The organism is Kitasatospora sp. NPDC048540 (genome assembly GCF_040651175.1).
Lineage (GTDB): Bacteria > Actinomycetota > Actinomycetes > Streptomycetales > Streptomycetaceae > Kitasatospora.
This window is the reverse complement of record NZ_JBEZIR010000030.1, coordinates 69,083-80,390: the sequence shown is the minus strand read 5'-3', so window position 1 is coordinate 80,390 and position 11,308 is coordinate 69,083. Positions and strand designations below refer to the sequence as shown.

11 protein-coding genes, 1 tRNA gene and 3 pseudogenes are annotated in these 11,308 nt (G+C 73.0%); 9 read left to right on the top strand and 6 right to left on the bottom strand.

The features are described from left to right. Positions 1 to 100, top strand: a pseudogene (locus AB0D08_RS14965) (IS481 family transposase); the annotation flags it as partial. Here the strand turns inward: AB0D08_RS14965 and AB0D08_RS14960 are convergent. Continuing rightward, positions 97 to 714, bottom strand: coding sequence for a DUF4253 domain-containing protein (locus tag AB0D08_RS14960; RefSeq protein WP_359888907.1), 618 nt, complete (start codon positions 712 to 714; stop codon positions 97 to 99). The pseudogene AB0D08_RS14965 and the gene AB0D08_RS14960 overlap by 4 nt on opposite strands. A 421-nt stretch (positions 715 to 1,135) precedes the next feature. On the opposite strand from AB0D08_RS14960, the gene AB0D08_RS14955 reads away from it, so the two are divergent. The 5 genes and pseudogenes from AB0D08_RS14955 to AB0D08_RS14935 all read left to right on the top strand — a co-directional run. Then, on the top strand, positions 1,136 to 1,657 hold the full coding sequence (locus AB0D08_RS14955; RefSeq protein WP_359888904.1) for a SigE family RNA polymerase sigma factor: 522 nt from the start codon (positions 1,136 to 1,138) through the stop codon (positions 1,655 to 1,657). A gap of 94 nt (positions 1,658 to 1,751) precedes the next feature. Then, on the top strand, positions 1,752 to 2,618 hold the full coding sequence (locus tag AB0D08_RS14950) for a hypothetical protein (protein ID WP_359888903.1): 867 nt from the start codon (positions 1,752 to 1,754) through the stop codon (positions 2,616 to 2,618). Between the two features lie 590 nt (positions 2,619 to 3,208). Then, positions 3,209 to 4,405, top strand: coding sequence for an RICIN domain-containing protein (locus tag AB0D08_RS14945; protein WP_359888901.1), 1,197 nt, complete (start codon positions 3,209 to 3,211; stop codon positions 4,403 to 4,405). 64 nt (positions 4,406 to 4,469) lie between these two features. Next, positions 4,470 to 6,452: a glycoside hydrolase family 3 protein gene (locus tag AB0D08_RS14940; RefSeq protein WP_359888898.1), complete on the top strand. Its 1,983-nt coding sequence runs from the start codon at positions 4,470 to 4,472 to the stop codon at positions 6,450 to 6,452. 159 nt (positions 6,453 to 6,611) lie between these two features. Continuing rightward, positions 6,612 to 6,796 (top strand): annotated as a pseudogene (locus AB0D08_RS14935) (SAM-dependent methyltransferase); the annotation flags it as partial. Here AB0D08_RS14935 and AB0D08_RS14930 read toward each other — a convergent pair. The 4 genes and pseudogenes from AB0D08_RS14930 to AB0D08_RS14915 all read right to left on the bottom strand — a co-directional run bounded on the left by AB0D08_RS14930 (position 6,751) and on the right by AB0D08_RS14915 (position 8,581). Next, the gene (locus AB0D08_RS14930; protein WP_359888896.1) at positions 6,751 to 7,131 is read right to left on the bottom strand and encodes a transposase; all 381 of its coding nucleotides are present in this window, start codon (positions 7,129 to 7,131) and stop codon (positions 6,751 to 6,753) included. The pseudogene AB0D08_RS14935 and the gene AB0D08_RS14930 overlap by 46 nt on opposite strands. 200 nt (positions 7,132 to 7,331) lie before the next feature. Next, positions 7,332 to 7,856 carry a hypothetical protein gene (locus AB0D08_RS14925; RefSeq protein WP_051811870.1) on the bottom strand — a complete coding sequence of 175 codons (525 nt, stop codon included), beginning with the start codon at positions 7,854 to 7,856 and terminating at the stop codon, positions 7,332 to 7,334. A 158-nt stretch (positions 7,857 to 8,014) separates the two neighbouring features. Continuing rightward, positions 8,015 to 8,116 (bottom strand): annotated as a pseudogene (locus AB0D08_RS14920) (IS5/IS1182 family transposase); the annotation flags it as partial. Between the two features lie 24 nt (positions 8,117 to 8,140). After that, positions 8,141 to 8,581, bottom strand: a complete 441-nt coding sequence (locus AB0D08_RS14915; protein ID WP_033818533.1) for a nuclear transport factor 2 family protein — start codon at positions 8,579 to 8,581, stop codon at positions 8,141 to 8,143. A gap of 120 nt (positions 8,582 to 8,701) precedes the next feature. Between AB0D08_RS14915 and AB0D08_RS14910 the strand changes: the two genes are divergently transcribed. Beyond that, positions 8,702 to 9,274 (top strand): TetR/AcrR family transcriptional regulator, encoded by a 573-nt coding sequence (locus tag AB0D08_RS14910; RefSeq protein ID WP_033818532.1) that lies wholly within the window; start codon positions 8,702 to 8,704, stop codon positions 9,272 to 9,274. Positions 9,275 to 9,355: 81 nt separating this feature from the next. On the opposite strand, the gene AB0D08_RS14905 is transcribed toward AB0D08_RS14910, so the two are convergent. Further along, positions 9,356 to 9,450, bottom strand: a tRNA-Ala gene (locus tag AB0D08_RS14905). A 199-nt stretch (positions 9,451 to 9,649) separates the two neighbouring features. Between AB0D08_RS14905 and AB0D08_RS14900 the strand changes: the two genes are divergently transcribed. Then, the gene (locus AB0D08_RS14900) at positions 9,650 to 11,020 is read left to right on the top strand and encodes a PP2C family protein-serine/threonine phosphatase (protein ID WP_359888893.1); all 1,371 of its coding nucleotides are present in this window, start codon (positions 9,650 to 9,652) and stop codon (positions 11,018 to 11,020) included. Continuing rightward, the gene (locus tag AB0D08_RS14895; RefSeq protein WP_359888890.1) at positions 10,986 to 11,216 is read left to right on the top strand and encodes a SpoIIE family protein phosphatase; all 231 of its coding nucleotides are present in this window, start codon (positions 10,986 to 10,988) and stop codon (positions 11,214 to 11,216) included. Before AB0D08_RS14900 ends, AB0D08_RS14895 begins: the two co-directional genes overlap by 35 nt. The last annotated feature ends 92 nt before the right edge of the window (positions 11,217 to 11,308 follow it).

Below are 11,308 nucleotides of genomic sequence, written 5' to 3'. Positions count from 1 at the left end.
CGACTTCCTCCACCGCTACAACTACCATCGCTGCCACACCGCCATCGGAGGACAACCACCGATCAGCCGTGTCAACAACCCTGCGGGTCAATACACCTAGTCCCACCAGAAGGACCACATCCGTCGGCCGAGGACCTCGTGCGCCGCGTACGGGCGCAGGGTCTCGTGGTCGCCCTGGGTGATGGTGTCGGGTGCGAAGGCGAAGTTCTCCGCCGCGACGGCCTGTGCCGCGTCCGTGGTGCTCGGGGGTGCCGCCACGGAGAGGATCAGGCGCTCCCGTTCGAGCAGCACCAAGCGGGTACCGAAACGCTCCTCCCAGGACCGCAGGACCGCGGACAGCTCCGCCGGATCGGATTCCCAGGGCTCGGGCAGGTCGTGCCGCCGGGCCAGTGCGGGCACGTCCGTGCTGCGCCCGGCCTGCGCGAGGACACCCGACGACCCGTCACCCCTGGCGCGCTCCGCGCGGGCCAGGGCGTCGAGCATCCCGGCGGCCAGCCGGTCGGGGTCGGTCCGGGTCGGTGCGGCCGGGCCCGCGATGCCCGGCCACCGGTCGTCGAAGGGGGCGACGACCACCTCGAACGGGTCGGGCTCGCCGAAGAGTTCGACCACCGTGTCACGGCCCGGGTGGCCCTGGCCCGTCAGGGCGAGGCGGCGCCGGGCGTACTCCTCCCAGCGCTGCCCGAGGATCCGGTCCACCGGCCGCTCGTCGTGCATGATTCGTCCAGACCTTCCGTGATTGAGGACGCCGGCAGGCTACCGGTCCCCTCCGACAGGGCCGGTGACGCCTTCCTTGGTGCCTGCCGGTCGTCGGGCCACGGGCGCACACGAAATCCGCCGGGGCGGCACGGGCAGCCGGGTTCACTCCTCGGGAGGGTGTCCATGAGCACCGTCCGGTACTCCACGGCGTTGTCCAGTTCCACGCGCGGTCCGCTTGTCCGTCACGTGCCGCAACCGGCCGCGGTCGCCTCAGGATCTCTCCCGCGGCTGACTCTCCCCGCCTGCACGGCCGGTGGCACCTGCGGGGGCAGCACCGTGGCGCCTCGCGGGCGGGGCGAACTTTCCTCCCGAGTCCTGTAACGCGGTTCCGGGCCTCAGTCGTCTACCTGCCGGGAGACGGTACGGGAGGGAACGGAACGTGATCGGCAGCAGGTCAGGGGCGCAGAGCAAACGGGAGTTCGAGGAGTTCGCCCATGCGAGGGGGACCGCACTGTTCCGGACGGCGCTCCTGCTCTGCGGGGACTGGCACCTGGCCGAGGACCTCACCCAGAGCGCCCTGGCCCGGATCTACTCGTCCTGGGGACGGGTACGGCGGGCCGACAGCCCGGAGGCGTACGCGCGCAGGGTCCTCGTCCGTACCTACCTCTCGCACCGGCGTCTGCGGCGCACGGCGGAACGGTCCGCCATCGGCGAACTGCCCGAACGGGAGACCTTCACCGAGGGCCCCAGCCTCCGGATCACCCTGCTGTCGGCGCTTGCCCTGCTCCCGCCCCGCGACCGCGCGGTCCTGGTGCTGCGCTACTGGGAGGACCGCGGCGTCGAGGAGACCGCCGCCGAACTCGGTCTGAACGTCGGCGCGGTGCGCACCCGCAGCCTGCGGGCCCTCAACCGGCTGCGGGCCCATCTCGGCGAACAGCTGACCGGTCTCGGCAGCTCGTAGCCGCCACACGCCCGGACCTACCCGCCTCGGCGCGAACCACAAGAACGACCGATCGACGCGAACGACGACTCGACGTGAAGGACAGGAGCACGGGATGGACGCGATGCACGGATCCGACCGCGATGGACAGGAACTGCGAGAGGCGCTCGGGCGGGCGGTCGGCGGGGCGGCACCGGACCTGGCGACCCTGGTCGCCGACGCGGCCGCCGAGGGACGGGCGATCCGCCGGCGGCGGCGGGCCGCGACGGCCGCCGCGGTCACGGCGGGCGGCGCGCTGGCCGTCGGCGGCCTGCTGGTGCTGCCGCACGCGCACCCGAAGGTCCCGCCCGCGGCGACCGCGGCCCCGCGGCCGCCCGGCCCGGCCATCGGGACCACCGCGCCCGGCACGGTGCCGCTGACCGGGCAGGCCGCGGTCGGAAGACTGATCGCGCTGCTCCCGCCGGGCTCGCCGATCGGTGCGTTCAGCGGGAGCGAGACGCTGCCCGGCCAGAGCCGGCCGGAGGTGCGCGGCGAGGTCACGTACGACGGCGGCCACGGGTCGGCGGTGATCGGGTTGGCGGTCGAACCGGGCTGGAGCCCCGATCCGAACCACCCCTCCAGTGCTGAGGACTTCTTCGCCTGCGCCGCCCGCGGGCCGCTGTCCTACTGCCGGACCACCGTGCTGCCGGACGGCGGCCGGCTGGTGGTGTGGGAGGGAAAGGTGTTCTCCCAGATCCAGCGCGGCGTCGACCTGCTGCGGGCGGACGGTGTCCGGGTCACCGCCGGCACCACCAGCCTCATGGATGCGCGACGCGAGACCGTCCTGACCGAGCAACCGCCGCTCGGTCTGGAGCAGTTGGAGGCGATCGTGCGCGATCCCGGCTGGACCGCCCGGATCGACGGGGGCGAAGCCGCGCGGGCGGCCGGCACGATCGTGCCGTACACGGACAAGCATGCGGCCTCCGCCGTCCCGACGCCCTGACGCACCGCCCGGTCCCGCCCGGCACCCCGGCCGGGCGGGACCGAGCAGCCGTCTCGTTGACTGATGAATTGACAGGTACACCAACCCTCTAGGGGGATCGCGCCCCTCGCCCCTCGCACGTGGCCCGACCCACAGCGGACGACACCCGACGGCGCGAACCCCGACCGGCGCCGACCAACTGGCCAAACCGGTCCCCGACCGCCGGCCGAAGATCGTCCGGCCCCGATCGCGGCCCGCCCGCCAATCCTCAATCCGGCGCGCCGAATTCGATCCACCCTCGTCAGGGACATGCCGCCATGACTTCACAACTTGAAGGCAAGCAGACCGCTTGACAGTCCATCAGCCTCGCTGGCTTCATGTGTCGCAGTGCGAGTGAGCCGCGCGGCTCGCCTGCCGCCCACCGGTTCCACCGTCCGAGCCGCCCCCACGGAGCGGTCCCGTCCGCGCACCCCGCGCACCCATGCGCCGCTTCCGGGAGGAACAGGCGTCCGCGCCACCAAACGCGGGAGCGCTCCCACACTGCCGCTCGACGCGCATCCCCTCCACCCCGGGTGCGTCACCGACCCGCCCGGCGAACCGAAAGGACTCCCATGCCCGGATCCCGTCCCAGGCCGCACCGCGCCGCCTCCGCGATCGCGGCCGTCCTGGCCGCGGTGCTCATCGCCGCCCTCTCCTCCCTGGTCGGCGCCTCCCCGGCGTCCGCGGGCACCGCCCTCTGCGGGCGGACCGACAGCGTGAAGGTCTCGGGCGGGAAGTACGTCGTCCAGAACAACGAGTGGGGCGACTCGATCGAGCAGTGCATCGACGTGAGCAACGACGGCTTCAAGGTCACCAAGGGCTGGCACAGCGTCTCCACCGGCGGCGCGCCCGCTGCTTACCCGTCGATCTACGCCGGCTGCCACTACGGCAACTGCTCCAGCGGCAACGGCCTGCCGCTCCAGGTGTCGGCCTTCGGCAATCCGCAGTCCAGCGTCGACTTCTCGACCGCCGACGGGCAGTGGGACGCCTCGTACGACATCTGGTTCGACACCGGCGCCAACCCGTCGGGCCAGAACAACGGCGAGGAGATGATGATCTGGGCCAACCACGCCGGGCCGCCCTCGCCGTTCGGCTCCAAGGTGGCCACCGTCCGGATCGAGGGCGCCGACTGGGACGTCTGGTACGGCCGTCAGAACAACGGCGTCGCCTGGAACACCGTCTCCTACGTCCGCCATCAGCCCACCAACGCGATGACGGTGAGCATCAAGGACTTCACCGACGACTCGATCGGCCGCGGCTACCTGTCGCCGTCCTGGTACATGACCAGCGTGCAGTTCGGCTTCGAGCCGTGGGTCGGCGGCCCCGGCCTGGCCGTGAACTCCTTCTCCTACGAGGCCAACGGCTCCGGCGGCGGCGGTACGTCCGGCACGGTCACCGGCCGGCAGAGCGGCCGCTGCCTGGACCTCAAGGACTGGGGCACCGTCGACGGCACCCCGGTCCAGCTGTGGGACTGCGGAACCGGCTGGAACCAGAAGTGGACGCGCACCGGCGGCACCCTCGTCAACCCGCAGTCCGGCAAGTGCCTCGACGTCGCCGGCGGCTCCACGGCCAACGGCGCCAAGGTGCAGCTCTGGTCGTGCAACGGCACCGGCGCCCAGCAGTGGCAGTTCAACGTCAACGGCACCGTCGTCAACCCGGCGTCCGGCAAGTGCCTGGACGCGGGCGGCTCCGCCGACGGCGCCCTGCTGCAGATCTGGGACTGCTACGGCGGCGGCACCCAGACCAATCAGGTCTGGGCCCTGAACTAGCTCCCGTCCCGACGCCGACCCGGTACCACCGCACCCACCACCCCCACTCCCGAGGAGCAATGACATGACGCACCAGCCCCTCCTCCCCCGACCCGGCTCCGGCCGGCGCGCAGCCGGAGTCCTGCTGGCCGCGGCCACCCTGCTCGGCGCGGCGCTCCCGGCGTCCGCGGCGAGGGCCGAACCCGCCACCGGACCCGACGCCGCAGCCGCGGCCCGCACGCCGCGCTACCTCGACCCCCGCCTCCCCACCGCGGAGCGGGTCCGCGACCTGCTCGGCCGGATGACGCTGGAGGAGAAGATCGGGCAGATGACCCAGGCCGAACGCGGCTCGGTCGACGCCGACCCCACCCGGATCGCCGCCCTGAACCTCGGCTCGCTGCTGTCCGGCGGCGGCTCCACCCCGACCCCCAACACGCCCGCGGCCTGGGCGGACATGGTCGACGGCTACCAGCGGCAGGCCCTGACGACCCGTCTGCACATCCCGCTGCTGTACGGAGTCGACTCGGTGCACGGTCACGGCAACCTCGCCGGTGCGACGGTCTTCCCCCACAACATCGGCATGGGCGCCACCCGCGATCCCGGGCTGGTGGCCGAGGAGGAGCACATCACGGCCACCGAGACCCGGGCCACCGGCCCGCAGTGGGTCTTCGCCCCGTGCGTGTGCGTGACCAGGGACGAGCGGTGGGGCCGGGCCTACGAGAGCTTCGGCGAAAACCCCGCACTGGTGAGCCGGATGACGACCGCCGTCGACGGCTTCCAGGGCACCCGCCGCTCGGACCTGGCCCGGCCCGACCGGGTGCTGGCCACCGTCAAGCACTTCGCCGGCGACGGCGACACCACGTACGGCACCTCCACCACGGGCGACTACCGGATCGACCGCGGTGTCACCGTCACCAGCCACCGGCGCTTCGACGCCGTCGACCTCGCCCCGTACGTCACGGCGGTCCAGGCGCACCACGTCGGCAGCATCATGCCGTCCTACTCCTCCGTCCAGTGGACCGACGTGCCCGGCAGCGGGCCGGTCAGGATGAGTGCCAGCAAGGAGCTGCTGACCGACGTCCTCAAGCGGAAGATCGGCTTCGACGGGTTCCTGATCAGCGACTGGGACGCCATCACCGAGCTCCCGGGCGACTTCGCGACCCAGGTCCGCACCTCCGTCAACGCCGGCATGGACATGTTCATGCAGCCCTACGACGCGCCTCAGTTCGAACAGGCCCTCTCGGCCGAGGTCCAGGCCGGCCGCGTACCGATGTCGCGCATCGACGACGCCGTGTCCCGCATCCTGCGCGCCAAGTTCGACCTCGGCCTGTTCGAGCACCCCTACACGGACCGCACCAACATCGACAGTGTCGGCTCGTCCGCCCACCGGGCGGTGGCCCGCCGGGCGGTCGCCGAGTCCCAGGTGCTCCTGAAGAACGACCACCACGCCCTGCCGCTCGCGCCCTCCCAGCGGATCTACGTCGCAGGGGTCAACGCCGACGACCTCGGCAACCAGGCCGGCGGGTGGACGCTGACCTGGCAGGGACAGTCCGGCAACACCGCGTTCCCCGGCACCACCATCCTGCAAGGCATCCGGAACGCGGCCCCGAACGTCACCTACAGCGCCGATGCCGCGGCCCCCACCACCGGCTACGACGTGGGCATCGTGGTCATCGGCGAGACCCCCTACGCGGAAGGGCTCGGCGACGTCGGGGTCGGCGGCCACACGTTGGAGCTCTCCACGACCGACCGGGCGAACATCGACCGCGTCTGCTCCGCCATCAGCACCTGCATCGTCCTCGACGTCGCCGGCCGCCCCCAGATCGTCACCGGCCAACTGCCCGCGGCGGACGCCTTCGTGATGTCCTGGCTCCCGGGCAGCGAAGGCGACGGCGTCGCCGACGTCCTGTTCGGCAAGCGCCCCTTCACCGGCAGGCTCCCGGTCACCTGGCCGCGCAGCGAGGCCCAGGAACCGATCAACATCGGCGACCCGCAGTACGACCCCCTGTTCCCCTACGGCTTCGGCCTGACCACCAGGGGCCGGACGACCTCGGCGCAGCTCGGGTAGCGGCCGCAGGGGCTGCGGGACCGCGGGACGTCGCCGAGCACCCGGTCCCGGCCGATCTTGTCGCGGTCGGCCACGCGACCGGCGACCGGCGCCGCCCGGGAGCCGGAACCACTGTGCGGCTCCACACCCGTTGGACGGGACGTGGAGCCGCACACCGGCGTGGCGCCGACCGAGCGACCCGGACACCACGGCACCGGTCCCGGGACGATCACCCCGGACGCTGCGCGGTCGGGCCGCAGTCGCGCCTTCCGGCCGGCATCGAGCCGGACATCGTCGCCCCAGCCGTACCGCCGGGTGCTCACCTCCTGGAGCGGGGCAGGCGGGTGACCCACCCGCTCCTGGAGTGGCCGCCGGCTGCGGTGATCTTCTCGGCGTGGCCGCGCTGGGTGTGCATCGCGTCGGCGGTGACCACCACGCCGTGCAGGTCGAGACGGGCCAACAGCGGAGCGAAGGCCGGGATCTCGTTGCTCTTGGCCGCGATCTCGCGCTGGGCGATGACGCTCTGGCTGTCGTGGGGGGCAGCGCCAAGCAGGTGGACGGCTGCGCCGTCGGTGCGGGAGCCGCGCACAGTCTTACCGTCGACGGCCAGAGCAACCAGGACGGGGGCGGGATCTTCGACCGGATCAGTGCTGTGGCGGGCCAGCCGCCGGCTCCGCGGGCGGGCAGAGGGCGGTGGCATCCTCGCAGTGGCGCGCAAGGACGGTGATCAGGAGGGATGGCACGCGGACGCGACTCCAGGTCGATCCTCGGTCTCAGCAACCTTGATCATCTGGCGTCGCATCGTTCGTTTCCACTGGGGCGTGCAACGGGCCTCCAAACCGTGTGCATCGGACGCTTGGGCGAAAGCTGACCTCCGACAGACACGGCGCCCTCATGCTGTCAGAGCGGGGTGGATGGGGGCGGGATGCGGGCCAGGAGTTCGTGGGCGGCCCGGCTCAGATGCGCGGGAACGTCGTCCGGGTATGCGGCGCCGGCGGGGTCCATGAGCGCCACCATCGCATCGACCATGGGTGCCAACTCCTCGCACTTCCCGTAGGTTTCGGCCACATCCTCGACGATGAGTGCGGCGCCCTCGACGGGGTCGAGCCACCCGCCGACGATCTCGGCGGCCCACCAGCGGGCGAGCGCCAGCCGGCCCTCCCAGTAGTACTCGGGCGGGTGGAAGCCGAAGCCGAGCTCGTCCATCACCTGGCCGAACAGCTCCGAGGCCTGGTCCTCCTCACCGCGAAAGAGCGCGGCGAGGAGGACCAGCGACGGGGTGTCCACGCCGGCGATCAGGGCGCGGAGCGCGGCCCGGACCAGAAGATCCGGGTCAGCGCGTCGGCCGTCGACCCACCCGTGGGCTATCTCCCGAAGCTCCTGCACCGCCTCGGCCGCCGTTGCGGGGGCTTCGCTCGTCGTCATGGCGGCATGATGCCACGGCCCTCCGACGGTCGGTCGGCGGATATCACGCGGTCAGGTCCGGCGCCGCCCGACGGCGAAGCCTTCGCACCGGTGGCGCAGGGGCGACCGGGGGCTGCCGAGTGGGCGGGCCTTCGGCGTCCGGTCCTCGGGGAACAGAGCACGCGTGCCGCGGTGACCAGGACGGCGCGGAGGAGTCCGAGTGTGTCGGTGACGATGCTCCGCTTCCTGCTGACGATCTTCCTCCCGACATCAATCCCCTGACTTCACTCGCCGCCCGGTGACCGTCAGGCGCCGCCCAGCGCCTCCACCAGCTGCGGCAGGCCGTCGCCGGCCACGGCGAGGGCGAGGTGGTCGTGGAAGTCCCGGCTGGCGACGATCAGACCGTCGCGCACGCGCAGCACCTGGATGTTGGCGGCCGTGACGGTCCGCCCGGTCTTGCGGTTGCGCACATGGTGATCCCATTCGCTGACGATCACCTCCGGGTCGTCGGTGTCCCGGATCACCACGTTCACCGGGGTCAGGTCGAAGGGAATGCCCGCGGCGAGCTCCAGGTACCGTTCCCCGATCACCGTCCGGCCCTCGAAGCGGCGCGGCCCGCCGGGCGCGAACGCGATCTCCACCACCGCGTCCTCGGCATAGAGGTCCGCGAGGTCGGCGAACCGCCCCGCACCGATACCCTCGAGCAGCTTGGTGAAGACTTCACTAGGCGACAGCGTTTCGGACATGCTCAACCCCCAGCGGTATGTTCGCCAGAATCGGACTGGCGAATCCGCTTACGACGATACGGACCAGCGACTCCGCTTGTCCAGTGTCGCCGCACCACCGGACAGGAGAGGCTGGAAGAGATGAGCGGCGCTCAGGAACGCCCGCTGCGGGCGGATGCGGCCCGCAACCGGGCCAGGCTGCTGGACACCGCCACCGAGGTGTTCACCACCCGCGGCGTCGGTGTGCCGACCGAGGAGATCGCCCGGGCCGCCGGGGTCGGGGTCGGCACGCTCTTCCGGCACTTCCCGACCAAGGAGGCACTGCTCGAGGCCGTCATGGTGCGCAGGCTCGAGTCGATCGCGGCCCGGGCGGCGCAGCTGCCCGCCGGGTCCGCGCCCGCCGAGGCGTTCTTCGACTGCTTCCGCCTGGTGGTCGAGGAGTCCGCGGGCAAGAACGAGTTCGCCCAGGCGCTCGCGGCGGCCGGCGTGGACGCGCACGCGGCCCTGCGGGAGTCCACCGAGGCGATCCGCGAACGCCTCGCCGAACTGCTGGCCGGGGCGCAGCGCGCCGGGGCGGTCCGCCCGGAGGTGGGTCTGCCGGACCTCGTCGCGCTGGTGGTCGGTACGACCAGGGCCATGGAGCAGCTCGCGGACGATGCGGCGGCGCGGGAGCGGATCTTCGCGGTGGTCCTCGACGGGCTGCGGCCCCGCTGACCGGCGCGCCCCGCGCCGCTGCGTGCCCAGGTCAGGCCGAACGGGCCCGCTGCGGGTCGGGGGGGTTCGTGCCGCATCCGGCGGAGAGGGCAGGATTCGAACCTGCGCGGGCCCCGGGGGACCCTGCTCGGCCATCGCTGGCCAGGCACCCGATGAACCGCTCCGGGCACCTCTCCCGGCCAGGGACCCTGTGGATCCGGTGGTGTTCCCTGACGTGCCCTGAGGATGCCCCGACGTCCTGACCCGGCGCTGATGTGCCGCTGACGCCCGGCCGTCGCGGCCCGGACGCGCATCGCCGGGACTCCGTCCCTGCGGGTCAGGGACTCGGCGTGGTGGCGCGAACAGGCACCGGGGTGGTCGGTAGCGTCGGCGGATGTGCCGTCACTGCGCCGCCTGACCGGATCGAGACTGCTGCTGGCCGCCCTGGTGACCTCGGCGGCTCTCCTGGCGGCCGGCGTCGCCGTGGTCGGGGTGGTGCTGAACCGCCACCACGAGGAGGCCGCGCAGCGGATCGAGACCCGCTGGCGCCCGGCGGCGACCGAGCTCGGCGACCTGCGCGCCGCGGCGGGCGACGTCCGGGCCGCGTGCCTGGCCGGACCGGCCGGGCCGGCGCTGCGCGAGGCGGCGAGCGGCCGGCTGGAGAACCACCTGGTGGCCCTGGGCAGCGTCGCGGCCGGTGCGGACCAGGAGGTGGAGAGCAGTGTCGCCGCCGTCCGGCTGGCCGGGAACCGGTGGCTCGCGGACACCGGCCCCGGCGCGGCCGTGGACGTGATGCCCCTGTGCGCCGTCCCCGCGTCCGCCGCGAGCGCGGATGCCGGCCCGGCCATGGGCACGTACGCCGCCCTCGACGCCCGGACGGTCCGCCTGGCCGCGCTGCTGGAGGACCGCAGGCGCCGGGAGGTGGAGGGTACGGCGTGGCACATGGCGGCGGTGATGCTCTACATCCTGGCGCTGTCCGCCGCCCTGCTGCTGGCGGCGGTGGTGGCTGCGGTGGTGCTGCAACGCCGCCACCTCTCCCCCGCCGCGGTGCTGGCCGAGAACCTGTGGCGTACGGCCGGCGGGATCACCGACGCCTCGGCCGCGCCCGGCAGCGGCCGGGGCTGGCTCGGCCGGCTGACGCAGGAGGCGGAGGGGGTGCGGCGTCGGCTGGATCTGTCGCAGCGCCAGTCCCGGCGCGATCAGGAGGCGCTCGTCCAGATCGGGCCTGCCGTGCGGGGTCTGCGCGAAGTGCTGACCGCCCGTGATGCCCCGGGCCGCGGGGTCGCGGTGGCCGGCGACGTCCGGGCGGCCGAGGGGCTGATCGCCGGTGACTACCTCGGTACCGTGGTGCTGCCGGGCGGGGCGATGGCCGTCTTCCTCGGCGACGTCTGCGGCCACGGCGTCGACGCCGGTCTGCTGGCGGCACGTCTGAAGACGGTCACGCAGGTGGGCCTGCGGCTCGGGCGCGACCTGGACACCGTCCTCCATGCGCTGTGGCAGGCCCTGGTCGGCGAGGAGGAGCGCTTCACCACCCTGGCCATCGCCGTGCTGGACCCGCAACGTTCGACCCTCACCTGGGCGAGCGCCGGCCACGAGGAGCCGTTCCTGCGCCGCGGCGACGGCACCGTCGAACGCCTGCCGGCCACCGGTCCCATCGTCCACCCGCTGCTGGACGCCCCACCCGGGCACCTGGCAGGCCCGCACCACCGCCCTCCACCCGGGGGACCTGCTCGTGCTGTCCACCGACGGACTCACCGAAGGCCGTGACCATGCCGGCGAGGAGTTCGGGGACCAGCGCGTCACCGACCTCCTCGCCGCCCTCCCCTCCCCCGTCCCGCAGGCCGCCGTCACCAGCCTGTACGACGCCGCCGACCGGTTCGGCATCGACTGGGCGCGCGACGACATCAGCCTCCTCGCGGCCGCCCCGCTCCCCCCGTCCGACCACCACACCGCCACGCCCTGACGGCCACCCCGGGCGGTGAGGTCCGGCGGCGGCGGCCGTCCGCACAACTCCGGGCGATACCGGGCGAGTCGAACGCTTCGGCTACAAACCAT